27 protein-coding genes, 1 tRNA gene and 1 pseudogene are annotated in these 22916 nt (G+C 67.5%); 13 read left to right on the top strand and 16 right to left on the bottom strand.

Translation table 11 applies throughout. From position 1 onward, the window contains the following. The first annotated feature begins 28 nt into the window (after nucleotides 1-28). Both DQP58_RS16520 and DQP58_RS16515 read left to right on the top strand, forming a co-directional pair. Nucleotides 29-718: a HemK2/MTQ2 family protein methyltransferase gene (locus DQP58_RS16520; RefSeq protein WP_112709374.1), complete on the top strand. Its 690-nt coding sequence runs from the start codon at nucleotides 29-31 to the stop codon at nucleotides 716-718. After that, the gene (locus DQP58_RS16515) at nucleotides 715-960 is read left to right on the top strand and encodes a CDGSH iron-sulfur domain-containing protein (protein ID WP_112709373.1); all 246 of its coding nucleotides are present in this window, start codon (nucleotides 715-717) and stop codon (nucleotides 958-960) included. The genes DQP58_RS16520 and DQP58_RS16515 overlap by 4 nt, the downstream gene beginning before the upstream one ends. On the opposite strand, the gene DQP58_RS16510 is transcribed toward DQP58_RS16515, so the two are convergent. From DQP58_RS16510 to DQP58_RS16485, 6 genes are all read right to left on the bottom strand, one after another. Continuing rightward, on the bottom strand, nucleotides 896-1909 hold the full coding sequence (locus DQP58_RS16510) for an iron-containing redox enzyme family protein (RefSeq protein WP_112709372.1): 1014 nt from the start codon (nucleotides 1907-1909) through the stop codon (nucleotides 896-898). The two genes, DQP58_RS16515 and DQP58_RS16510, sit on opposite strands and share 65 nt — an antisense overlap. 87 nt (nucleotides 1910-1996) lie before the next feature. Further along, entirely contained in the window at nucleotides 1997-4213 is a 2217-nt protein-coding gene (locus DQP58_RS16505; RefSeq protein WP_112709371.1) for a SpoIIE family protein phosphatase, read from the bottom strand. Continuing rightward, a complete protein-coding gene (locus tag DQP58_RS16500; protein ID WP_112709370.1) occupies nucleotides 4210-4782 on the bottom strand; it encodes a SpoIIE family protein phosphatase in 573 nt (190 codons plus the stop codon). Before DQP58_RS16500 ends, DQP58_RS16505 begins: the two co-directional genes overlap by 4 nt. Before the next feature lie 46 nt (nucleotides 4783-4828). Next, nucleotides 4829-5239, bottom strand: a complete 411-nt coding sequence (locus tag DQP58_RS16495) for an anti-sigma regulatory factor (protein ID WP_066867701.1) — start codon at nucleotides 5237-5239, stop codon at nucleotides 4829-4831. Beyond that, nucleotides 5229-5618: an STAS domain-containing protein gene (locus DQP58_RS16490; RefSeq protein ID WP_066867698.1), complete on the bottom strand. Its 390-nt coding sequence runs from the start codon at nucleotides 5616-5618 to the stop codon at nucleotides 5229-5231. The genes DQP58_RS16495 and DQP58_RS16490 overlap by 11 nt, the downstream gene beginning before the upstream one ends. A gap of 31 nt (nucleotides 5619-5649) precedes the next feature. Continuing rightward, the gene (locus DQP58_RS16485) at nucleotides 5650-6543 is read right to left on the bottom strand and encodes an STAS domain-containing protein (protein WP_066867687.1); all 894 of its coding nucleotides are present in this window, start codon (nucleotides 6541-6543) and stop codon (nucleotides 5650-5652) included. Nucleotides 6544-6703: 160 nt separating this feature from the next. Here DQP58_RS16485 and DQP58_RS16480 point away from each other — a divergent pair, with 160 nt between their 5' ends. After that, complete coding sequence (locus DQP58_RS16480; RefSeq protein ID WP_231997738.1) at nucleotides 6704-7072, top strand: STAS domain-containing protein; 369 nt, start codon at nucleotides 6704-6706, stop codon at nucleotides 7070-7072. A 162-nt stretch (nucleotides 7073-7234) separates the two neighbouring features. Next, nucleotides 7235-7735, top strand: a complete 501-nt coding sequence (locus tag DQP58_RS16475; protein ID WP_112709369.1) for a DUF6328 family protein — start codon at nucleotides 7235-7237, stop codon at nucleotides 7733-7735. 14 nt (nucleotides 7736-7749) lie between these two features. On the opposite strand, the gene DQP58_RS16470 is transcribed toward DQP58_RS16475, so the two are convergent. Then, nucleotides 7750-8466 carry an HAD family hydrolase gene (locus tag DQP58_RS16470; RefSeq protein WP_205869447.1) on the bottom strand — a complete coding sequence of 239 codons (717 nt, stop codon included), beginning with the start codon at nucleotides 8464-8466 and terminating at the stop codon, nucleotides 7750-7752. Between the two features lie 205 nt (nucleotides 8467-8671). Between DQP58_RS16470 and DQP58_RS16465 the strand changes: the two genes are divergently transcribed. From DQP58_RS16465 to DQP58_RS16455, 3 genes are all read left to right on the top strand, one after another. After that, nucleotides 8672-8989: an MnhB domain-containing protein gene (locus DQP58_RS16465; RefSeq protein WP_112709368.1), complete on the top strand. Its 318-nt coding sequence runs from the start codon at nucleotides 8672-8674 to the stop codon at nucleotides 8987-8989. Between the two features lie 198 nt (nucleotides 8990-9187). Then, the gene (locus DQP58_RS16460; RefSeq protein WP_112709367.1) at nucleotides 9188-9490 is read left to right on the top strand and encodes a DUF4193 domain-containing protein; all 303 of its coding nucleotides are present in this window, start codon (nucleotides 9188-9190) and stop codon (nucleotides 9488-9490) included. 106 nt (nucleotides 9491-9596) lie between these two features. Then, nucleotides 9597-10244 (top strand): restriction endonuclease, encoded by a 648-nt coding sequence (locus tag DQP58_RS16455; RefSeq protein WP_112709366.1) that lies wholly within the window; start codon nucleotides 9597-9599, stop codon nucleotides 10242-10244. A 44-nt stretch (nucleotides 10245-10288) separates the two neighbouring features. Here the strand turns inward: DQP58_RS16455 and DQP58_RS16450 are convergent, their stop codons facing one another. The 5 genes from DQP58_RS16450 to ponA2 form a co-directional block, all read right to left on the bottom strand. Further along, on the bottom strand, nucleotides 10289-10978 hold the full coding sequence (locus tag DQP58_RS16450) for a GAF and ANTAR domain-containing protein (RefSeq protein ID WP_112709365.1): 690 nt from the start codon (nucleotides 10976-10978) through the stop codon (nucleotides 10289-10291). 262 nt (nucleotides 10979-11240) lie between these two features. Continuing rightward, nucleotides 11241-11317 (bottom strand) — tRNA-Pro (locus DQP58_RS16445). 61 nt (nucleotides 11318-11378) lie between these two features. Then, a complete protein-coding gene (locus DQP58_RS16440) occupies nucleotides 11379-12494 on the bottom strand; it encodes a PLP-dependent cysteine synthase family protein (RefSeq protein WP_205869446.1) in 1116 nt (371 codons plus the stop codon). Next, entirely contained in the window at nucleotides 12491-13510 is a 1020-nt protein-coding gene (locus tag DQP58_RS16435; RefSeq protein WP_240629872.1) for a metallophosphoesterase, read from the bottom strand. Before DQP58_RS16435 ends, DQP58_RS16440 begins: the two co-directional genes overlap by 4 nt. Before the next feature lie 57 nt (nucleotides 13511-13567). Then, entirely contained in the window at nucleotides 13568-15997 is a 2430-nt protein-coding gene (gene ponA2 / locus DQP58_RS16430; protein ID WP_112709363.1) for a transglycosylase/D,D-transpeptidase PonA2, read from the bottom strand. A 352-nt stretch (nucleotides 15998-16349) separates the two neighbouring features. On the opposite strand from ponA2, the gene DQP58_RS16425 reads away from it, so the two are divergent. Then, nucleotides 16350-16700: a WhiB family transcriptional regulator gene (locus tag DQP58_RS16425; protein WP_007772220.1), complete on the top strand. Its 351-nt coding sequence runs from the start codon at nucleotides 16350-16352 to the stop codon at nucleotides 16698-16700. 175 nt (nucleotides 16701-16875) lie between these two features. On the opposite strand, the gene DQP58_RS16420 is transcribed toward DQP58_RS16425, so the two are convergent. Further along, a complete protein-coding gene (locus tag DQP58_RS16420; protein WP_112709362.1) occupies nucleotides 16876-18033 on the bottom strand; it encodes an ArsA family ATPase in 1158 nt (385 codons plus the stop codon). Continuing rightward, nucleotides 18030-19049 carry an ArsA-related P-loop ATPase gene (locus tag DQP58_RS16415; protein ID WP_112709361.1) on the bottom strand — a complete coding sequence of 340 codons (1020 nt, stop codon included), beginning with the start codon at nucleotides 19047-19049 and terminating at the stop codon, nucleotides 18030-18032. Before DQP58_RS16415 ends, DQP58_RS16420 begins: the two co-directional genes overlap by 4 nt. 35 nt (nucleotides 19050-19084) lie before the next feature. On the opposite strand from DQP58_RS16415, the gene DQP58_RS16410 reads away from it, so the two are divergent. The 3 genes from DQP58_RS16410 to DQP58_RS16400 are packed head-to-tail and all read left to right on the top strand — an operon-like array spanning nucleotide 19085 to nucleotide 20535. Then, nucleotides 19085-19246, top strand: a complete 162-nt coding sequence (locus DQP58_RS16410) for a DUF4177 domain-containing protein (protein ID WP_007772224.1) — start codon at nucleotides 19085-19087, stop codon at nucleotides 19244-19246. Between the two features lie 13 nt (nucleotides 19247-19259). Beyond that, the gene (locus DQP58_RS16405; RefSeq protein ID WP_112709360.1) at nucleotides 19260-19727 is read left to right on the top strand and encodes a RidA family protein; all 468 of its coding nucleotides are present in this window, start codon (nucleotides 19260-19262) and stop codon (nucleotides 19725-19727) included. Between the two features lie 4 nt (nucleotides 19728-19731). Further along, a complete protein-coding gene (locus tag DQP58_RS16400; protein WP_112709359.1) occupies nucleotides 19732-20535 on the top strand; it encodes an MBL fold metallo-hydrolase in 804 nt (267 codons plus the stop codon). Nucleotides 20536-20700: 165 nt separating this feature from the next. On the opposite strand, the gene crp is transcribed toward DQP58_RS16400, so the two are convergent. After that, the gene (gene crp / locus DQP58_RS16395; protein ID WP_036465140.1) at nucleotides 20701-21375 is read right to left on the bottom strand and encodes a cAMP-activated global transcriptional regulator CRP; all 675 of its coding nucleotides are present in this window, start codon (nucleotides 21373-21375) and stop codon (nucleotides 20701-20703) included. Nucleotides 21376-21479: 104 nt separating this feature from the next. Continuing rightward, on the bottom strand, nucleotides 21480-21875 hold the full coding sequence (locus DQP58_RS16390) for a hypothetical protein (protein WP_231997961.1): 396 nt from the start codon (nucleotides 21873-21875) through the stop codon (nucleotides 21480-21482). A 173-nt stretch (nucleotides 21876-22048) separates the two neighbouring features. On the opposite strand from DQP58_RS16390, the gene nth reads away from it, so the two are divergent. Both nth and DQP58_RS27510 read left to right on the top strand, forming a co-directional pair. Next, a complete protein-coding gene (gene nth / locus DQP58_RS16385) occupies nucleotides 22049-22729 on the top strand; it encodes an endonuclease III (RefSeq protein ID WP_165827893.1) in 681 nt (226 codons plus the stop codon). A 31-nt stretch (nucleotides 22730-22760) separates the two neighbouring features. Further along, nucleotides 22761-22916 (top strand): annotated as a pseudogene (locus tag DQP58_RS27510) (TlpA family protein disulfide reductase); the annotation flags it as partial.

The following is a 22916-nucleotide window of genomic DNA, read 5'->3' as shown; positions in this document are numbered from 1 at the left end:
TCCTTGTAGGGTTCTCGAAAGGCCAACAGTGACAACCACGTATCCCGAGCCCGTTGTTTCACCGGTGCCAAACGTGTATCAGCCGCAGGAGGACTCCCGTTTGCTGGTGGATGTGATGCACGATTCCGGCCTGATCCCGGGGCGTCGTGTGCTCGATCTCTGCACGGGCAGCGGGTTCGTCGCGATCGCGGCCGCCTCGATGGGATGCGCGAGTGCCACCGCCTTCGACATCTGCCCGCAGGCGGTGCGTTGTGCCCGGGAGAACGCCGCGGTGGCCGGCGTGCAGGTCGACGTCCGCGAGGGCTCCTGGAACGCCGCGGTGGATGACGCGCCGTTCGACGTCGTCGTGTCCAACCCGCCCTATGTGCCCACCCCGCCCGGCGCCGAGACCGAAGAGATCTGCCCTGCCGCCGGCCCGTCCTGGGCCTGGAATGCCGGCGTGGATGGCCGCACGATCCTCGATCCGCTCTGCGAGACCGCGCCAAAGCTGTTGCGCGACGGTGGATCCCTGCTGCTGGTGCATTCGGCGCTGTCCGGTGTGCAGCAGTCGCTGGACGCCCTGAAGTGGGCCGGCATGGACGCGAAAGTGATTGCCTCCAAATGGATACCGTTCGGTCCGGTGCTGTCGGCGCGGGCGCAATGGTTGGAGAACGTGGGCCTGATCCCGCGCGGCCGGCGCGAAGAAGAACTGATCGTGATCCGCGCGGAGAAGCGATGACCACTACCCGGGTACAGGTGGTGCCCAACGGGCCCGTGCTGGTCTCGGGCCCGGTGCGCATCGAGATGCCCAATGGCGAGGTCGTGGAGTCCGACCGGTTCATGGTGGCGATCTGTACCTGCCGCCGCAGCGACCGTTATCCGTTGTGCGACACCAGCCATCGCAGGTGTCGGCGTCTCAAAGCGTCGGCTGCTCCAGCGGCCTCCGCAGCGACGTCTGATTCTGGCGCCACGACGTCATAATCCTTTCCGCCAGGCGGTCTTCCACCGCGGCGTGCGCTCGGATACCGAAGATGACGTCGTGCTCGAGTTGCGGCTCCTGGGCGACGAGTTCGCCGACCACATCGATGCGCACGACGTGCTCGTGCACCGCGTCGGCCTCGACATGCTCGCTGTAGAACTCGACGCAGGCCGCCGGCGCCTGCAGGCGGCGCAAGGCCTTCACCATGCGCTGTGATCCCGGCGGTGAGGTGATCTCCGTCGAGGCGAAGTGCCCGATGGCAGCGCCCCGCAACGAGCGGTGCAGCCCGAACAGCGACATGAGGTTGACCACCGCCAGCGATTCGGCGGGCACCGCGTCGATGTAGCCCCAATACGTCGCGTCCAGTCCGGCCGCCGACAGCAGATCGGCGAACAGCTGCTGGTGTAGCCGCGCGCCCTGTCCGGCGCCGTACTCATCGAATTCGATTGCCACGAATGCCGCTTTGGCCACTCCGCGCAGCCGTGGGATGGCAAAGGCGTGCGGATCGCCCTCCTTGAGGTGATACAGCGAGCGGTGCACGAAGTATTCACACATCTGCTGCCAGGATCCGGTGTCGCGCAGGTAGTACGACGGGCCGGTGCCGTCGACGGGTTCGACCGTCAGCGCTTCCATCTCGGCCGCCGCGGTCTGATCGGGGTCGATGTGTCCGACATCGCGGCGCACACCGGAAAGAAAAACGCGTTCCAGCTCGGCGCGCAGCCCCAGCAGCACGGGGTTCCACTCCCAGGCGGGGTCGACGCCGGCGAGACCACGATAGTGCAGCTCGTAGCACATCGACAGCGCCAGCTGCAGATCCAGGCCATAAGGATCGGAATCGCGCACAGACGCGCCGATACGGGCCAGGTGATCGCCGCAGGGCGGGCCGGACAGCGCGCAACGCACGGCGGTTGACAGCGGCCCGTGCGCTGCAGGCAGGACGGGTTCGGTCATGGTCGATGCGTGGGTCACGCCGATGTCTACCCGCTACCGGGGGCAAGCAAACGCCGCGCCAGTGGTCGCATACGTCCCCCGCCCGCGTCAGACGGCCGCTGACGGCGGCCGGAAGGTGATGTCGGCGGTGGTGCCGGCCGCGGTGGTGTCCAGGTCCATGGAATTGCTGAGCATCCGCATCAGCGGTAACCCGCGGCCACCGTTGCCCGGGTTGGCGGCCGGCGTCTTCCACGATCCGTAATCGGTGATTTGGGTGCGCACTTCGTCGTCGGTGAGGCTGACTTCGAGCAGCATGGTTCCGGCGGCGAAACCACGGTAAGCGTGTTCGACGCAGTTGGTGCACGCCTCGTTGACCACCAGCACGATGTCGGCGGTCAGGTCTTCGCCGATGCCCCCGGCGCGCAGCCAGTCCGCCAGCCGATGCCGGATGCTCACCAGTTGGTCTGCGGTGGCGACGGTTTCGATCCGCAGCGGGCTGTGCTGGTGACGGTAGATCACCATCGCGACGTCGTCGTCGTATCCCGCCGCCGGAGCCAGCTTACGAAGCACCTCATCGGCGACCGTGTCCAGGGGCGACGTCATGGTCTGCACCAGAACGTCTGCGGCGCGGGCGATTCCGTCGTCGATCGATTCATGTTTGCGTTCCACGAGGCCGTCGGTGAACAGCATCAGCGTCGAGCCGGGAGGCAGCACCTGGGTGGTCTGCGGGCGCGGCTCGGTCCGGCGCACCGCGAGCGGCACCGACGCGGCATCGGTCAACAGCGTGGTCGTGCCCGGGTCCGGCCCGGCCAGCACGGCCGGCATGTGTCCGGCGTTGCTGTACTGCAGCACCCCGGTCTCGGTGTCCAGAATCGCCAGGAACACCGTGGTGCAGTACGCATTCGGGATGAGCGATGCCGCCGAGTCGAGCTGATCGAGCAGCACCGCTGGTTCGGCGCCGTTGATCAGCAACGCCCGCGCGGAGCTGCGCAGCTGCCCCATGATCGCGGCGGCCGGCAGGCCGCGGCCCACGCAGTCGCCGACGACGATGCCGATATGGTGCTCGCCGATCGGGAGCACGTCGTACCAGTCGCCGCCGATCTCCAAGGGCGGCACCGCGGGTTCGTAGCGAACGGCGAAGCCCGGCGGCGGCTGAACCGGCGGCAGCATGGCGCGCTGCAAGGTCAGTGATGTCTCGCGCGCGCTCTCGAACTGGCGCACGTGCTGCATGGCCAGGCTCAGGTGGCTGATCAGCACGGTGACCAGCAGCCGATCCTCCCCGCTGACCCACCGCGGTGTGCGCAGCTCCAGCCACAGCGCCAGGTCCCCGGTGCCGGAGAGCACCGCGACCAGTCCCTGCGCCTTGCCCGGATTGTCAGGCGCGTCAATCGTTTTCGCAGTCAGCGGCAGCTGGTGACGCGCGTCCTGAAAGGTGTTGCGCAACCACGGCTCCAACGCGCGCCATGACGAGGCAGACGGCTCGCCCGCCACCTGGACGGTCGGGTCGCCTTCACCGTTGGGCCACGAGACCGCGATCACCCGCTGCACGTCGATCGCCGCGCTGCACTCGTCGAGGGTGATCGACAGCAGCTCGTCCACGCTCTTGGCCACCGCCACGGCGGTGGCCAGCCGCAGCACCGCGCTCTCGCGGGCCGCGAAGGCGCGCTCGGCGGTGATGTCACGAATCGTCCCCACGTAGGCGTCTCGATCGCTGCCGGTTTCCTTGACCGCGTTGATGCTCACCTTCACCCACGCCAGATGCCCGTCGGCGTGGCGAATCGGTGTTTCGTAGTCGGCCCGGCCGTGGCTTAGCACCCGGGTTATCTGTTCGGCCGCCGTCTTGGTGTCGACCAGCCAGGGATGCGGCCATCGGTACGGCAGGCCCTCGCCGGGATACCCGAGAATCTCGATGAAGGCACTGTTCATCTCGACCACCGAGCCCTCGTGATCGGCGACGAAGAAGCCTTCCTGTAGCGAATTCACCAGTGCTGTACGGAATTTATCGCGATCGGCCAGCCCCTCGGCGCGGGCTCGCTGTTCGGCGTAGCGTCTGTTGCCGTCGATGAAGCCGCGCGTCGCGACGTCCAGCGGAACCAGCAGCTGCAGCAGGAACTCCAGCGCGATCGGCGCATCCACGCGCACGTCCGTCGAAATTTCGAAGACCAGCCGCACGTGATGCTCGACGATGTCGAGCAGGCTGACCTGCTCCTGTAGGGCCCTGCGCCCGAGCTCGTTGCCGACCGACAAGGTCGCCTCGTCACGCGATTCGACGTAGGCGCGCAACGCGGCCTCGTACTGGTCGTAAAAGTCATTGTGGGTGTTCAAATCGTCACTCCCCGGTGCCGCGCGGCCAGGACCATCGCATCGTCGGTCTCCTTCGCGTCCTTGCCGAGGAGTCCTTCGGCGATGGCGACCGCCGGGGCCGAAAAGTCGATGTGGTCCAAATAGTCTTCGATGATTCCGTCGGTCCGCATCAGCAGCAGATCACCGGGACGAATCGAAACGGCTTGCGCCGGCCTTATTTCCGGTATGCGATAACCGACGATGCCCCCGATGAGACGTGCCGTGGACTGGATGTGGATACCGGTTGGTGCCTTGGCCACCAGATGGGCGGTGACATTTCCCACGCCGGTCCACGTCACCGTGTTGTCGGCAAAGTCGACCCGCGCCAACGTCATTGCGACTCCTCTGGTGCCGGCCAGCACCCGGTGACAGAGTTGGATCAACACTTCAATCGGCTCCGATGCGGCCCGCGTAACCGTGTCGACGGCCCGCAGCGCGGCTTCGGCGGCGGCAGGCCCGTGGCCGAGCCCGTCCACCAGTCCGAACAATGCGGCCGCACCGTCGATGTCGACGGCAATGCCCCGGTCACCGGAGGTTTCCTCGCTGGGCAAAGGCCTACCCGCCCTTGCCCATTCGATGGGTCCGAAGCGTCCGTTCTTATGCACGAGGGGGAACCCATTTCCACATTTCGATGACGGTCCCCTGGCCCAGTGTCGACTCGACTACCAACCGGTCCATCAGGCGGCGGGCACCCGGCAGGCCCATGCCCAGGCCCCGTCCGGTCGTGTAGCCGTCCTCCATCGCCCGCTCGATGTCGGCGATGCCGGGGCCCTGATCTTCGGCGCGCACCACCAGGGCCTCGCGTCCCTCCCGATCGGCGACGGCCACCCGGACGGCACCGCGGCCCGCGTAGCTGGTGATGTTCCGCGCGATCTCCGAGATCGCCGTGGCGATCATCGTGACGTCGGTAAGGGAGAATCCCAGATCGAGGGCGAGTTGGTGTCCGGCCTTGCGGGCTTCGACGATGTCGTCGGGGTGGTCGATGGCGACGACGATATCAGCCGCCACCGTCGAGCCCGATCGTTGACTTCCCCACGCCGCCTTGGCGATTCAGCAGGGCGAGGCCTTCTTCAAGATCCAGCGCGGTGTTCATGTCGTCGAACTCAAGACCCAGCTGCACCATCGCGAAGGCCACCTCCGGCTGCAGCCCCACGATCACGGTGTCCGCGCCGCGCAGCCGGGTCATGTGCGCGATGGTCCGCAGCGACCGCGCGGCAAAGGAATCCATCACATCGATGGCGGTGACGTCGACGATGATGCCCTGGGCGCGGAACTGGCTGACCCGTTCCATGAGGTCGTAACGAAGGCGTTCGGCGTCGGAGTCGGTGAGGGCGGCCTGTACCGACGCAATGAGAATCGAGCCCTGCTTCAGGATCGGTACTGGCATAGGGTGCTCGTGTCGATGGTGGTTAGCCGGTCTATTCGCCGGTGCGGGTGACCTCGTAGCCCAGCAGGCGTTCGGCCTCCTCGATGCCGCCCTGCAGGTCGCCGACCGCGTTCATCTTCGACAGGTCCAGCCCGATGGTCACCAGCGTCAGCGCGATCTCGGAGGACAGGCCGGTGATGATCACGCTGGCGCCCATCAAACCCGACGCGTCGACGGTCTGCACCAGGTGGTTGGCCACCGTCGAGTCGATGGTGGGCACACCGGTGATGTCGATGACCACCACCTTGGCCCGGTTCGCGCGGATGGCCCGCAGCAGCTGTTCGGTGACCTGGCGGGCGCGCTGGGAATCCAGCACACCGATGATCGGCAGGATCAGCAGCTGCTCACGCACCTGCAGCACCGGCGTCGACAGCTCGCGGATCGCCTCCTGCTGCTGGCGGATGATGCGCTCGCGTTCCTGCACGAACGACACGCCCACCGTGTTGGCGATGCGGTTGGCCGCCGGCTCGTAGGCGTCCAACACTCGATTGAGCATGTCGAAGTCGGTCTGATACTTCTCGAACAGGGAGCGAGCCAGCACGTCGCGCAGCAGCAGGACGATGCCGAGTACCTCGTCGGTCTCCACACCGCGCGGGATGATGCGTTCGGACAGGTCGCGCGCGTAGTCCTGCAGTGCCTCGACGCTACCGGTCTCGAGCACCTCGACGTAGCTGTCGTACACCGTCGTCGCCTCGGAGAAAATCTCCTCCGGGGTCATCGCGGTGAGTAACTGCGCCTCGGTGATGCGGCGGGCCCATTCCTCGCGCAGAATCGTCCGATTCTGCCGCAGATGCTGAACTAGCTGCGGCAGCAGGCCCTCGCTGGAAATACCCACGGTCTGCGCGGCGGCGCCGGTACTGTTGAAGTCCGACGGCGAATCTGACATCTGGCCTCCCGAGTGCCACGTCGCGCCCTGCGGTCTGCAGTTCCTTTTGCGAGACTAGCCTGGGTTGTCGCGGGGCACGTGTAGAGGGCATATTCTTCTCGCAGTTCGTAACGGCAGGCTAGGGTTGAACCACGCCACGGCCTAGGACAAAGGATTGCCATTGTCAGCTCCTGATTCGATTACCACGTTGGTTGAGGACCACGACGGGGTGTCCGTGGTCAGTGTCAGCGGCGAAATCGATTTGGTCACGGCGCCCGCCCTGGAACAAGCCATTAGCGCTGTCGTCGCCGATAGCCCGACGGCGCTGGTCATCGATCTCTCGGCGGTGGAGTTTCTCGGCTCGGTCGGCCTGAAGATCCTGGCCGCGACGTATGAGAAGCTGGGCAAGCAGACCGGGTTCGGCGTGGTCGCACGCGGTCCGGCCACCCGCAGGCCGATCCACCTGACCGGGCTGGACAAGACCTTCCCGCTGTATCCGACGCTCGACGACGCACTGACCGGCGTGCGGGACGGCACACTCAACAGCTAGCGCCCCGCTGTACGCATCGCTTGCCTGACAACGTCTTTGGCGCAAATGCGCCAAATTTGGTTTCGCATCTCATCGATTTCGGGACATATTCCAGCGCTTTTCCCGAGCGCACCGCGGACCCGAAGCGGTCTGCGCGCCCGGCCCAGGTGCGATGATCGGGCTATGGACGTCGACCATCCGCAATCGGACCAGCGGTGGGATCGCCGTGCGCGCGGCGAGACCGAAGTTCAACGCCTGGACCGCAATTGGAACAGCTTGCTGCAGGAGCTGCGGGTGGTCCAGACCGGGGTGCAGCTGCTGACCGGTTTCCTGCTGACGCTGCCGTTCCAGCAGCGCTTCGACCAGCTGGGGCCGCCGATGCGCGTGGTCTATCTGGCCACCGTGGTGTGCGCGGTGTGCGCGACCGTCTTGCTGATCGCGCCGGTGGCCATGCACCGGATGCTCTTCCGGCGTCATCGGCTACAAGTCCTGGTCTCGGCCGCACACCGGTGTGCCTATGCCGGGCTGGCCCTGCTCGGTCTGGCGGTCGTCGGCCTCACCACGATCATCTTCGCCGCGGTGGCCGGGCGGACCGTGGGCCTGATAGCCGGAGCTTGTGCGCTGCCGCTGTTCACCTTCTTCTGGTGGGTGCTGCCACTGATGTTGCGGACGCACGGCGAGTGATGCGACCCCGCCGGTCAGCGGCGGGGCGCGAGCACCGGGATCCGGGTGGATGCCAGGTGTTCGAGCAGGTCACGCGGATCGGCGAAGACGGGGTCGGCCCCCGCCTCCTGCAGTTCCGCGCGGGCGATGCCGCCGCTGCACAGCCCGATGCACGGCAGTCCCGCGCCGGTAGCGGCGTGTGCGTCCCATACGGCGTCCCCGACGAACACGGCGTGTTCGGCGTCCACGCCGGCCCGGTCCAGGGCCACCTTCACGATGCCGGGTTCGGGCTTGGCGGTGTCGACGTCGCGTGATGACGTGGTCTCGGAGATGACGTCGTCGCAATCGAGCACCTTGCGCAGGATCTCCAGTTCGTCTTCGGGCGCCGAGCTGGCCAGCACCACCTGCAGGCCCAGCTCGGCGACGCGGCGCAGCAGGTCGCGGGCGCCGGGCAGCGGTTGCAGCAGCGGCGTGATCTCCCGGTAGTACTCGCTGTGTTTGTCGCTGAGGCGCTCCTGCACGTCGGCCGGCGCGTCGTCGGAGAGCTTGCGCACCAGCCTGGATCCGTCCATACCGATGCAGCGATGGATTTGCCAGGACGCCACCACCAGGCCCTCGGCGTCGAACGCGCGCTGCCAGGCGTGCACGTGCAGGTAGTTGGAATCCACCAGGGTGCCGTCGACGTCGAACAGGACGGCGGGGCGGCCGCCGCGCGCCGTCAGGGCAGGCTCCCGGCGCCGGTGCCCGGGCACCCGCCCGCGTGCGATCGTGAAGTCATGTGCGTGGCATACCCAGGCAGGGCGTGACTGACACGGTCCACCTTCGTTTGGTCCCTGGGCCGACGGGTATCCCGGGGTGATGATCCGCTGCGCCGGAACGGCCGTGCCGCTCTTACCAGCGGAACCGACCTAGGCCGTATTGTGAATAACGCTGGCACACAATAGTTTTCGACGAGGAATGACGTTGGATTACCGCAAGAACGCCCCAGTCGACCATGCCCGTACCACCCGTGCGCACGCCGGCGAATCGCTCAAGAACGGCGCCAACGCACCCGGGCTTGCCGGGTCGGCCCTCGCGGTGATCGCCCTCACCGTCGGCCTGTTCGCCGTGGCCGCCGGCCATCTGGTGGCCGGCGCCGTTGCCCTGATCGTCGCCGTCATACTGGGCGCGCTGAGCGCAACTTGGCTGCTGCGCACCCACCGCAAGGTCCGCGATGCCGAACTGCGCTGGCATGCCACGCATTCCGACCAGCCGGCGCCACCGCCCAGCAGCTGAGCGGTGGCGGTTTGCCCATCACGTGGCGGGCAGGTAGCCCGCGCCATCGGTAAACGCCCGATCGCTCGCGGCGAGCGAGAGAATCCGGCACTTTTTTCGGTCGCATCGGTGTAGCACACCCCCGAACGGGGTACTGCCTGCGCCACGGGTGAGTACAGGAAAGTGCGTCAACCCGTTCCGGAGCGGGAAGGAACACCGATGGCGACCACCACTGACTACGACGCACGCCGTATATCCGACGCGGACACCCCCGACAAGTCCTCGCTACGCGAACTGGCCCCGACCCTGCAGGGACCCGCCACCACCGTGGTGGACGAGGACCCCAACGATGTGCACTTCTTCGAGTTGCCGGGTGCCGACCTGTCCGGGGAGGAGCTGTCGGTGACCGTGATTCCGCAGCGGGCCGACGAGTTCACCTGCTCCAGCTGCTTTTTGGTCCAGCACCGTAGCCGGATGCGCACATCGAGCTCCGGCCTTCCGGTGTGCGCCGACTGCGCCTGATATCGGCTCTGCGGAGAAGACTCCCCGGCCCGGATGAGCCCCGCGCCGCGGTTCGACCGCCGACCTGCGCTGAATTGTCGGTGGTATCCACTAGGTTCAGCGGACGATGGAGAAGGTGCTCGGGTCGCTCCTGCCGCTGGGGTTAGCGCTCCCTTGGTATTTCACGCAGCGGGCCACCGGTAGCCTGCCGGCGGGATGCGCCGCCGGCCTGGTTGGCCTGGCCGCCGCGGTGGCCGTCCTGTGGTGGCTTTCGCTGCAACGGGATCGCCACCAGGCCGACGCACAGCGACGCCGTGATTTGAAATGCGCGAAAGCCGGGCTGCGGACCATCGATCGGATGTCGGGCACCGAGTTCGAGGGATTCGTTGCGGCACAGCTTCGCATCGCGGGCTACAGCGTCACCCCCACGGCGAGCACCGGCGACTACGGCGTGGACCTGATCGCCAAGAAGGACGGCGCCCGCATGGCCGTTCAATGCAAAAGGCTGGCGAAGGCTGTCGGCGTGGCCGCGGTCCAGCAGGTCGTGGCCGGGGCGCTGCACCATGGCTGCAACCGGACGGTCGTGGTGACCAACCAGACCTTCACCAAGGCGGCTCGCCGGCTCGCCAGCACCCATCACTGCCGTCTGGTCGGGCGCACCCAATTGCAGAGCTGGACGCGAATCGCCACCGTTCCCGGGCGGGGCCCGCGGCGCACACCCGGGGTCGCTCCCCACGCCCGGCCGCAGCGGCTGGAACCGGAGTGGGAAGCCTAGCGAAACCCTCTGCGCCACAGCTTGTTCGGGCCGTCACGGTGGCGTCAGCGCCGGGTCGCGTCCTCGATCACCCGGCGCGCGATGTCCCGCAGCGGGGTGTTCATGCTCTGCGAGAGTTTGATCAGCGTGTTGAAGGCGGTCTGATCGTCGAGGTCGTAGCGCTCGATGAGGATGCCTTTGGCCTGACCAATCATGTCGCGGGTGCTCAGGGCTTCCTTGAACTGTTGGGTGCGCACCACGTTGCTCCACGCCAGGGCGCCCAGTGCCGCGAAGATGGCGGCGATCCGGCGGGAGTCCTCGGCGAAGGCCTGCGGGCGATCGGCATAGAAGTTCAGGGCGCCCATGCTCAGCTCGTCGGCGAACATGGGCAGCGACAGAACGCTGCGGATCGGCGTGTGGGCGAGCGCGTCGGCCTGATACTTCGGCCAACGTTCGTCCGTCTCGAGGTCGTCGATGACCACGACCTTGCGGGTCCACGCGGCGTGCACGCACGGCCCCTCCAGGTGGCGCCGCTGGAACTCGTCCAGCAGGCGGGCGCTGTCGTGGGTGACCGACGGGGTGCTGATCTCGTTCTGCCGGCTGGTGACGGTGATCCCCGCTTCCTGAGCCCCCGGCACCCAGCGCGCGGCCGCGCTGGTCAGATCGTCGAGCACCTGGGGGAAGTCCGACGCGTCCGCCGAATAGATGGCGCGCAGAACGTCGGTGAGCAGGGTCAGATCGTCAAAATTGGTCACTGAATGTCGCCCTCAAGCTTCGAGACCGGTTACAGGCAATTCCGCGCCGTTTCTGCAGCCTGCGGTCTCGCGAGGCGATCACTGATGGGTTATGACGGCGACGAACGTCAATGCTGTCTGCTTAGCATTTCGTGAGATGCAGTATATCGGCCCGCTTTTGAGCGATTACGCACGAGGCCGACCCCGGGCGAGACACCCGTTGACGGGGGCCAGACGCCAGCCGCGACCGGCCGCCGCGGCTGACGAGCGATCGATGTCCAACTGGTCGGGGTGGCGGGATTTGAACCCACGGCCTCTTCGTCCCGAACGAAGCGCGCTACCAAGCTGCGCCACACCCCGCTTGAAGCTCCGACAGCCTATCGCACCGGGCCGTCGGCTGGCCAAACCGCGGTGCGCGAGGTCACGTCCAGGCGCAGGATCGCTCGAACTCGACCAGCGCCTCGGCCGGGCCGGTCGGATCCAATCCCTGCGCCCGCACCCACTCGTCGCTGAAATAGGTGTCGCGGTAGCGGTCGCCGCTGTCGGCGAGCAGCGTGACGACCGAACCGCTGCGGCCCTCGGCGACCATCTCGGCGAGCAGGCCGAACGCACCCCACAGGTTGGTGCCCGTCGACGGCCCCACCCGGCGCCCCAACACGGCGCTGACGTGCCGCGCGGCCGCGATCGACGCCGCGTCCGGGACGGCCACCATCCGGTCGACCACGCCGGGCAGAAACGACGGCTCCACTCGCGGCCGGCCGATGCCCTCGATGCGCGACGAGCCGGGCAGCACCAGGTCGTTCCGACCTTGGGCGTAGGCGGGGAAGAACGCGGAATTCTCCGGGTCGACGACGCACAACCGGGTGGCGTGGCGCCGGTACCGGATGTAGCGCCCGATCGTGGCGCTGGTTCCGCCGGTGCCCGCCCCGACCACGATCCACTCCGGGACGGGGTGCTCCTCCTCGCGCATCTGCTCGAAGATCGACTCGGCGATGTTGTTGTTGCCCCGCCAGTCGGTGGCGCGTTCGGCGTTGGTGAACTGGTCCAGGTAGTGTCCACCCGTCTCGTGGGCGATCCGCTGGGCCTCGGCGTAGACCTCGCTGGAGCTCTGCACGAAATGGCAACGGCCGCCGTGGGCTTCGATCAGCGCCACCTTCGACGCGCTCGTCGCCGCCGGCATCACGGCGACGAACGGCAGCCCCAGCAGGGCGGCGAAATAGGCCTCGGACACCGCCGTCGAACCCGACGACGCCTCGACCACGGTGGTGTCCTCGTCGATCCAGCCGTTGCACAGCGCGTAGAGGAACAGCGAGCGGGCGAGCCGGTGCTTGAGGCTACCGGTGATGTGCGTGGTCTCGTCTTTGAGGTACAGCGCGACCTGGGCGCCGGGACCGCCGGTGCTCCACGCCGACGGCAGCGGATAGCGAAGCAGATGGGTGTCGGCGCTGCGCCGGGCGTCGGCCTGGATCAGCCGGATCGCATTGTCGGTCCAGCAACGCGAGCGGCTGCGGACCGCGATCCGGGTCTGGCCGGTCAACGCACCGATGCTGTTGGCTGCGAACGGCTCAGGTCGCTGGCCGCGTCGCGGTCGCCCATCGGGGTGGCGATCAACGTCAGCAGGGTCGCCTCCGGGCGGCAGCAGAATCGCACCGGCGCGAACGGCGAGGTCCCCATGCCGGCGGACACATGCAACTGCATGTTCGCGCCCCAGCGCGACGGTCCCTTGGCGCGCGAGCGGTCCAGGCCGCAGTTGGTCACCAGCGCGCCGTAGAACGGCAGGCACACCTGACCGCCGTGCGTGTGCCCGGCCATCACCAGTTGATAGCCGTCGGCGGCGAACCGGTCCAGCACCCTGGGCTCGGGCGAATGGGTCAGTCCCAGCCGCAGATTCGCCGCCGGACTGGCCGGCCCGGCGATGGTTTCGTAGCGGTCCCGGTCGAGGTGCGGGTCGTCCACGCCCGCGGCCGCGACGTTCAGGCCGGCCACTTCGAACTCGCGGCGGGTGTGGGTGAGGTCGAGCCAGCCGCGCTCGGTGAACGCCGCCCGCAGGTCCTGCCAGGGCAGCGGTTCACCGCGGACCCGGTGCGACGGGTTGGTCACGTAGTTCAGCGGATTCTTCAGCTTCGGCGCGAAGTAGTCGTTGCTGCCGAACACGAAGACACCCGGCCGCGAGAGCAGGTCACCCAGGGCCTGGATGACCGACGGCACCGCCTTGGGGTGGGCTAGGTTGTCGCCGGTGTTGACCACCAGGTCCGGTTCCCAGCCGGCCAGTTCGCGCAGCCACGCCTGTTTGCGGCGCTGCCCGGGCGTCATGTGGAGGTCGCTGATATGCAGCACCCGCAGCGGAGTCGAGCCCGGGGACAGCACGGGCATGGTGATCTCGCGTAGGACGAACGCGTTGCGCTCGATGACCGCGGCATAGCCGAGGCCGGCGACGCTCGAAGCAAGGGTGGCGGCGCCGGCACGTATCAGGACGGGCACGGCTCGGCGACGATGCGGGCCGCGAGGCGGCCCGGGGAGGAGCCGGGCAATCGGGACTTGAGCAGCAGCCATGCTGGCAGCTTACTTCCGGTCGGGGACTGGCAGCGTAATCTCTTGACGCCACGACGCTTATGGCGGCGGCTGGCCGGGCGCTGGTGGCGGCGGCGCCAGGAGCGGAATGGTGATCGGGGGCAGGCCTGGGATCTCGACGACCTGCGAACCGACCGGCGGTGGTGCACCTTCCGGTGGCGGCGGCGGGGCCGGCGGGATGCCGTTGCTGACCTGAATGGTGATGATCGAGCCCGGGATCGTCGCGCCGCTCGGCGTCGTGCCGACCACTTCGCCCTGCTTCGCGCTGCTGTTGACGAAGTTGTTCTGGTCGGAGACCTGGAAGCCGGCCTCCTTGATGCGCTGGCGTGCCGCGTCGATATCCAGGCCGGCGACGCTGGGCACCCGTGACCCGGGCGCCCCGTCGACGTAGCGGGGATCGGTGGGCGGCAACTGCACGGGCCCGAAATTTGTGGCGATCGGCTTCATCGCGGTGAACCAGGTGCGGGCCGGCTCGTTACCGCCGTACAGGTCGCCCTCGGCGCAGTGGCGCAGCGGGGCGGAGCACAGATCGGTGGGGTTCGTCGAGTCGTCGTAGATGTAGTTCGCCGCCGCGTAGTGGTTGGTGAAGCCCACGAAGCCCGACGAGCGGTGCGCCTCGGTGGTGCCTGTCTTACCGGACACCGGCAGGTCCCAGCCCGCCGCGCTGGCCGAACCGGCCGCCGTGCCGCCGCCCAGGGCGTCCTTGCTCATCGCGTTGGCCAGCGTGTTCGCCAGACCGTCGGGCACCACCTGGTCGCAGGTCTCGGTGGTGACGGCGACCTCGTTGCCCTTGCGGTCGACCAGCTTGTCAATCGGATTGGGCGGGCACCAGGTGCCGCCCGAGGCCAGGGTGGCCGCGACGTTGGACAGCTCCAGCGCGTTCACCTCGATGGGGCCCAGCGTGAACGAGCCGATGTTCTGCCGCTTGACGAAGTCGGCCAGGCTCTCGTTGCTATCGGGGTTGTAGTCGCGGGCCGTGCCCGGGTCGGCGTAGGACCGCAGCCCGAGCTTGATCGCCATGTCCACCGTGCGCGTCACACCGACCTGCTGGATCAGCTTGGCGAACGCGGTGTTGGGCGAGGTGGCCAACGCGTCGGTGACGTTCATCGACCCGCGATAGTTGCCGGCGTTGACCACGCACCAGTTGTCCTTGGGGCAGCCCTTGGCCCCGCCGCTACCCATGCCCTTCGCCTGGAACCGGCCCGGCACCTCCAGGGTGGCGTTGGTGCCCATGCCCATGTCCAGGGCCGCGGCCGTGGTGAAGATCTTGAAGACGGATCCCGCGCCGTCACCGACCAGCGAGAACGGCTGCGGGCGCATGGTCTGACCGGCGTCGACGTCGAGGCCGTAGGTGCGGTTGCTGGCCATGGCCATCACCTTGTGCGACGTCTTGCCGGGCTGGATCACGCTCATCACGCTCGAGATCCCCGGCAGGGTCGGGCTGGCGAATTTGTCGATGGCCGCCTTGACCGGGATCTGCACGTCCGGGTCCAGCGTGGTCTTGATCAGGTAGCCGCCCCGGGCCACCTGCTCCTTACTGATCCCGGCCCGCGACAGGTACTCCTGGACGTAGTCGCAGAAGAAGGCGCGGTCGCCGGCCGCGATGCAGCCGCGGGGCAGCTCGTTGGGCTGCGGCAGAATGCCCAACGGCGCGGCCTTGGCGGCGCGCAGCGCTTCCTCCTCCTGCGGGATGTTCTGAATCATGGTGTCCAGCACCAGGTTTCGCCGTGCCAGCGCGCCTTCGGGGTTGATGTACGGGTTGAGCGCGCTGGTCGACTGCACCATGCCCGCCAGCAGCGCCGCCTGCTGCCAGTTCAGGTCGGACGCGTTGATGCCGAAGTAGGTCTGGGCGGCGTCCTGCACGCCGAACGAGCCGTTGCCGAACGACACCAGGTTCAGATAGCGGGTCAGGATCTCGGGCTTGGTGAAGGTTTTGTCCAGCGTCAACGCCATGCGGATCTCGCGCAGCTTGCGGGCCGGGGTGGTCTCCACCGCCGCGCGCTTCTCCGCGTCGGTTTTCGCGGTGACGAGCAGTTGGTAGTTCTTGATGTACTGCTGCTCGATGGTCGAGCCACCCCGGGTGTCCACGTCGCCGCGGGCGTAGCCGGCCAGCCCGGTCAGGGTGCCTTTCCAGTCCACGCCGTTGTGCTCGGCGAACCGCTTGTCCTCGATGGAGACGATCGCCAGCTTCATCGTGTTGGCGATCTTGTCGCTGGGTACCTCGAACCGGCGCTGCGAATACAGCCAGGCGATGGTGTTGCCCTTGGCGTCGACCATCGTCGACACGGCGGGCACCTCGCCCTCGAGCAGCTGGGCCGAGCCGTTGGCCACCACTTCCGAGGCCCGATTGGACACCAGTCCTATTCCGCCGGCGAACGGAAACAGCAGAGCCGTGGCGACGACGCTGGCCAACAGACAAAGCCCCGCAAGCTTGAGGATCGTGAGCGCGGCCGGGGGGCGGTCTGACATGGCTACTACAGTAGCGGCCCCCAGTCACGCCGCCACGCTGCACGTTCTTCCAAAATTTGCGTCATCTCAGGGCCGGCGGCGGCGGCGCGAATTTGCAGTTGCGTTACAGGTCAGACGTGCCACAGAGTGTGCAAGATCACTTCTTCGCCTATCGTTTGATACGAGACGGCACGCCCGTCCCAAAAAAAGCGTTATCGGACTGTTGCGCAATTGGCACCTGACCACCTAACTTAGACACACGGTGAGATTCAGGTAACACCGAAGTACATGGTGTGGCGTAGATCGCTAGGTCAGGATCTGCACCCGAGGAGGGCGGCCGTGACGGGCGGCCGGTAGGGAAAGGGAACAGTTCGTGTCACCAATACGGCCGGCGGCGCGTAGGACAAACATTGCAGCCGCACAAGGGGTACTCCGCAGTGTCGATGCCGAAGAACGGATCGCTTGGGTCTCGAAGGCGCTATGCCGGACCACCGATCCCGACGAACTGTTTGTCCGCGGAGCGGCCCAGCGTAAAGCGGCCGTGATCTGCCGTCATTGCCCGGTGATGCAGGAATGCGGGGCAGACGCGCTGGACAACAAGGTCGAGTTCGGGGTCTGGGGCGGCATGACCGAGCGGCAGCGCCGCGCCCTGCTCAAGCAGCACCCCGAGGTGGTTTCCTGGGCGGACTTCTTCGACAAGAGGCGGACCCGCAGCGTCGGCTGACCGTTCCCGGCGCGACGGGCCGCCGGTTGAGCTCCGCAAGCAGGTGCGGACGTCCCGCCGTTCGTCATTACGTTTCTGTTACGACGGCTGCCGGCCAGATCTTTAGCCGGTCGGTTCCTCAGCGGGCCGTTGCCCGGCCCGCATCGTCACCGCCGTATTCGGATTGGTCGGTTCCTCAGCGGGCCGTTGCCCGGCCCGCATCGTCACCGACCGAAGTGATCTGATCGGCGAGCGCCCGCAGCGCCTCCAAGTCCGAAACATCGAACGGCAGCGACGGAACCCCGACCACCGGCACGTGCGGGTTGGCCCCGGTGAACCGGGACAGCAGCCTGACCTCCCGCTTGGCGGTCTGCGCACGGTCGGCATGAATCTTCAAGACCGCCGAGGCCAGCGACGCGGACTCGGAATCGCCGTCCTGGTCCAGCATTTCGCTGCCGTCGATCGCCCGCTCGGCCGGCAGCGAGCACAACGGCGGATGGGTGCGGTTCAACACCAGCCCGGCGAGCGGCATCCCTTCCTGCGACAAGCGGTCGACGAAGAACGCCGCCTCGCGCAGCGCGTCGGGCTCGGCCGCCGACACCACGACGAACTGCGTCCCGCGCCGCTTCAACAACGCGTAGGTGCGATCGGCCTTCTCGCGGAAGCCGCCGAAGGTGGCGTCCAGCGACTGCACGAACGCCGCGGCGTCGCCGAGCATCTGTGAACCCAGGATCGTCGACATTGCCTTCATCGCCAAACCCATTGCGCCGGTGACTAACCGCCCGATGCCGCGGCCCGGCGCCAGCAGCAGCCGCCACAGCCGGCTGTCCATGAAGCTGCCCAGTCGCTTCGGCGCGTCCAGGAAGTCCAGGGCGTTGCGCGACGGCGGCGTATCGACGACCACCAAATCCCAGCGATCCTCGGCCAGCAGCTGACCGAGCTTCTCCATCGCCATGTACTCCTGCGTGCCGGCAAGCGAACTGGCTACGGTCTGATAGAACTGGTTGTCCAGAATCGCCTGCGCGCGACCGGGTCCCGAGTACTGGACCACCATCTCGTCGAAGGTGCGGCGCATGTCGAGCATCATCGCGTGGAGCTCGCCGGGAACCTCCGCCGCCAGCGGGACGCGTTGCGGCGTGTTGCCGAGGTCGCTGACCCCCAGCGCCTGGGCCAGCCGCCTGGCCGGATCGATCGTCAAAACGCAGACGTTGCGCCCGTATTCGGCGGCGCGCAGCGCGATCGCGGCCGCGGTGGTGGTCTTGCCCACCCCGCCGGCACCGCAGCACACCACCACACGGTTGGTGGTGTCGGCCAGGATGGCGGCCATGTCAAGCTGTTTGGGCGTGGTGCTCATCGAACCCCCTGCTGCGCAAGTGATTCCGACAGCTCGTAGAGGCTACCGAGGTCGACCCCGTCGGAGATGGCCGGTAGTTCCAGTCGCGCCACCTTCAGCGCGTCGAGCTGTTGTGCGATCTCGGCGCGGGTCGCGACGACCGTCGCGTGCTCGATGGTCTCGGTCAGCAGTCCGGCGAAGTCCTTGTCGTTCAAAGTGATCCCGGACTTTTCCAATCCGGCCCGCACCGAGTCCGCATCGACGTCGCCCTCGGCGGCCTTCGCCAGGTCGGCCGGCTGCAAATAAGACGGAATGTTGCGGTTCACAATCACGCTGCCGATCGGCAGCTGCATCTCGGCGAGCTCCTCGATGGCTTCCAGCGTTTCCTGGATCGGCAACGCCTCCAGCAGGGTGACTAAGTGAATGGCCGTCTGCTCGGAGTGCAGTAACTTCACCACGCCGTCGGCTTGCGAATGCACCGGGCCGCCCTTGGCCAGATCGGACACGGCTTTGGTGACGTCGAGGAAGCGCGCGATCCGTCCGGTCGGCGGGGCGTCGACGACGATCGCGTCATAAACCGGCAGCCGATTCTTGTCGACGCGGATCACCGTCTCCTTGATCTTGCCGGTCAGCAGCACGTCACGCAGGCCGGGCGCGATCGTGGTCGCGAACTCGACCGCGCCGATGCGGCGCATCGCGCGACCCGCAATGCCCAGGTTGTAGAACATCTCGAGGTATTCCAGGAAGGCGGCCTCGATGTCGATCGCCAGGGCGTTGACCTGACCGCCGCGTTCGGCGGTCGCGATCTTCACCTCTTGATATGGCAGCGGCGGGACGTCGAAGAGTTGCGCAATCCCTTGGCGGCCCTCGACTTCCACGAGCAAGACCTTGCGGCCCCCGGCGGCCAGCGTCAGTGCCAGCGCCGCCGCGATGGTCGACTTGCCCGTACCGCCTTTGCCGGTCACGAAATGTAAACGGGCCTTCGTCAAGCGCGCAGGCCAGCCGACGGCAGCTCCGCCGCTCGATGTGGTTGCCACCTTCGCATGCTAGCCCGACCCGATAAGCTCGCGGCATGAGCCAACCGACCGCATGGGAGTACGTCACGGTCCCGCTGCTGACGCATGCCACCAAACAGATCCTCGACCAGTGGGGTGCCGACGGCTGGGAGTTGGTGTCCGTGCTGCAGGGGCCGACCGGCGAGCAGCACGTCGCGTACCTGAAGCGCCCCAAGTAAAAGGCCTTTCTCGATGAGTGCTCAGCCTTCTTGGAAGGCCCGGCTCGGGGAGCTCGGCCTCGAGCTTCCGGAGGTGGTCGCGCCGCTGGCCGCCTACGTCCCGGCGGTGCGCACCGGCAACCTGATCTACACCGCGGGCCAGTTGCCGATGCAGGCCGGAAAGCTGTTGGGCACCGGCAAGGTCGGCGCCGGCGTCAGCCCCGACGAGGGCAAGGCGCTGGCGCGGATCTGCGCGCTCAATGCGCTGGCGGCCGTCGACTCGCTGGTGGGCATCGACGCGGTGACCCGGGTGGTCAAGGTCGTCGGGTTCGTGGCGTCGGCCCCGGGGTTCAACGGCCAGCCCAGCGTCATCAACGGGGCCTCCGAACTGCTCGGCGAGTTGTTCGGCGAGCAGGGCGCGCACGCGCGTTCGGCGGTCGGCGTCTCCGAGCTGCCACTGGATGCGCCGGTGGAAGTGGAGCTGATCGTCGAGGTCGGTTGACGCCGTGACCGAGGCCGCCGAGTCGCTGACCCACCCTGCGTACGCCAAGCTGCGGACGGTCACCGACACCGCGTCGGTGCTGTTGGCCGACAACCCCGGTCTGCTGACGCTCGAAGGCACCAACACCTGGGTGTTGCGCGGCCCGCGCAGCGACGAACTGGTCATCGTGGATCCCGGACCCGACGACGACGAGCACATCGCGCGGGTCGCCGCGCTGGGCCGTATTGCCTTAGTCCTGATCAGCCACCGGCACAGCGATCACACCGACGGCATCGACAAGCTGGTCGAGTTGACCGGGGCGACCGTGCGCTCGGCGGGGAGCGGTTTTCTGCGTGGCCTGGGCGGCGAGCTGACCGACGGTGAGGTGATCGACGCCGCCGGCCTCAAGATCAAGGTCATGGCGACGCCCGGGCACACCGCCGATTCGCTGTCGTTCCTGCTCGACGATGCCGTGCTGACCGCCGATACCGTGCTGGGCCGTGGGACCGCCGTCCTCGACAAGGAGGACGGCAGCCTCACTGACTACCTGGAATCCCTGCGGCGCCTGCGCGGCCTGGGCCGACGGCAAGTGCTGCCCGGACACGGCCCCGAGCTGACCGACCTGCAGACCGTCGCCGAGGGCTATCTCGCGCACCGGCGGGAGCGCCTCGATCAGGTGCGTGCGGCGGTGCGGGAGCTGGGGGAGGACGCCGGCGCCCGCCGGATCGTCGAACACGTCTATGTCGATGTCGACGAGAAGCTCTGGGATGCCGCGGAATGGTCGGTGCAGGTGCAGCTCAATTTCCTGCGCGCGGAGTCGCCGGCGTAGGGCGACCCCGCCAGTGACTACCGCCCATCGGTTCCGGCTCTGGGAGCGCACAGTTTTTCTGGATGGCGATAGCGCCGGGGCTAGCACGTTGTGAAGTAGCCGCATGGTGCCGAGACGGTGCCAGTTGGGGCTCGTGCGGCGCGGAACGGTGAAACGCCGCGGGGATTAGCGGGCTCGGCGCGCGAGCCGTTCGGAGTCCGAGATCAGCACGCTCTTGCCTTCCAGGCGGATCCAGCCGCGATGGGCGAAGTCGGCCAGCGCCTTGTTCACCGTCTCGCGGGAGGCCCCCACCAGCTGCGCGATCTCTTCCTGCGTCAGGTCGTGGGTGACCCGCATCGCGCCACCCTCCTGGGTGCCGAACCGCTGGGCGAGCTGCAGCAGCTGCTTGGCCACCCGGCCGGGCACGTCGGTGAAGATGAGGTCGGCCAGGTTGTTGTTGGTGCGGCGCAGGCGTCGGGCCAACACCCGCAGCAGCTGCTCGGCGATCTCGGGGCGGTCGGCGATCCAGGCCCGCAGCGCGTCGCGGTCCATCGACACCGCCCGCACCTCGGTGATGGTGGTGGCGCTGGACGTTCGAGGCCCCGGGTCGAAGATCGACAATTCGCCGAACATGTCCGACGGGCCCATGATCGTCAGCAGGTTCTCGCGTCCATCGGGGGAACGGCGACCGATCTTCACCTTCCCCGAGACGATGATGTACAGCCGATCGCCTGGTTCCCCCTCGGCGAAGACCGTGTGTCCGCGGGGGAAGTCGACGGGTTGCAGCTGCTTGGTCAGTGCCGTGACTGCGCCGGGTTCAACCCCTTGGAAGATTCCTGCCCTTGCCAGGATCTCGTCCACGTTGCCTCTTCAACTTTCCCAGAAAATTAATGTGATACGGGCAGGCTAACCCCTTGCTCGCGTGACGAGTCTAGAGGTACGCCGTTGTGTCCAACGTGCCAACGCTACACACGATTGGCGTGTCGAGGTGCCCTAAACTGCGGATTGACGTGCGAATGGCCGTGTATCCGCGTCGGTAATGTCATCTCGTCGCGGTCGACGAAGCCGACGGCAAAGGACGGCGCGGCGTGACGCGGGCCGCCGGTGCGCCCGCTCGTCGGGGCCGTGGGCAGCTGCGCGAGCTCGCGCCGATGCAGGTATTCCAACGCCTCCGGCATGCCTTCGGACGCCAGCGTGTGCATGTCCACTCCGCCGGCAAGCTCCAGGAATTCGTCGACGTCGGCCACCGCCGTGGCGTGGGGGGCGAGCTCCGATTCGAGCCGCCCAAGACCCAGCGCCGCCAGCATCAGCAGCACCGGAACGCCGGCCACCAGCAACCACGACACACGAAGAGTAAACATGGCCTTGAATCAACACGGGGTCTCGGCCAGATCACGAAATCAGTACTCTGTCGTAGGTGACAGCGGCGAAGTCGTCCGGGCGTTCGAAATCGGCTCCGGCCCCGTCCGGCGGCGCCGATGCCGGACGGTGGTCGCAGGAAACCCGGGTGGGCCTGGTGCGAAGGGCGCGGCGGATGAATCGTGCTCTGGCGCAAGCGTTTCCGGATGCGCACTGCGAGCTGGATTTCACGACGCCGCTGGAGCTGACCGTCGCCACCATCCTGTCGGCGCAGAGCACGGACAAGCGCGTCAACCTGACCACCCCGGCGCTGTTCAAGCGGTACAGCTCGGCGCTGGACTACGCGCAAGCCGACCGTGCCGAACTGGAAAACCTGATTCGCCCGACCGGTTTCTTTCGCAACAAGGCCTCCTCGTTGATCGGTTTGGGGCAGGCCCTGGTCGAACGCTTCGACGGCGAGGTGCCGTCGACGATGGCCGAACTGGTCACGCTGCCGGGGGTGGGACGCAAGACCGCCAACGTCATCCTGGGCAACGCCTTCGGGATCCCCGGCATCACCGTCGACACCCATTTCGCGCGGCTGGTGCACAGGTGGCGATGGACCGCCGACAAGGACCCGGTCAAAATCGAGCACGCCGTGGGCGAGCTCATCGAGCGCGGTGAGTGGACCATGCTGAGCCACCGGGTGATCTTCCACGGCCGCCGGGTGTGTCACGCGCGCAAACCGGCGTGTGGCGTCTGCCTGATCGCCAAAGACTGCCCGTCCTTCGGACTGGGGCCCACCGAAGCGGCGCTGGCCGCGCCCCTGGTGAAGGGTCCGGAAACCGAGCACCTGCTCGCGCTGGCCGGGCTGTAAAGCCGGTCCGCGACCGACGCGCAGGGACGCAATGCCTACCTGGAGGCCGACGCTGACCCGCAGGGCCCGCTGGCACATCGCGATCCTGGCGGTGGTGGTGGCGCTGATCGCGGCGCTGGTCGCTCAGCTGCGGGACGACTCCGACACGACTGCCACGAACGCGGGCAACCGCCCGGTGGCCGACCGG

The organism is Mycobacterium colombiense (assembly GCF_003284975.1).
Lineage (GTDB): Bacteria > Actinomycetota > Actinomycetes > Mycobacteriales > Mycobacteriaceae > Mycobacterium > Mycobacterium europaeum_A.
This window is presented reverse-complemented; position numbering and strand designations above follow the sequence as displayed.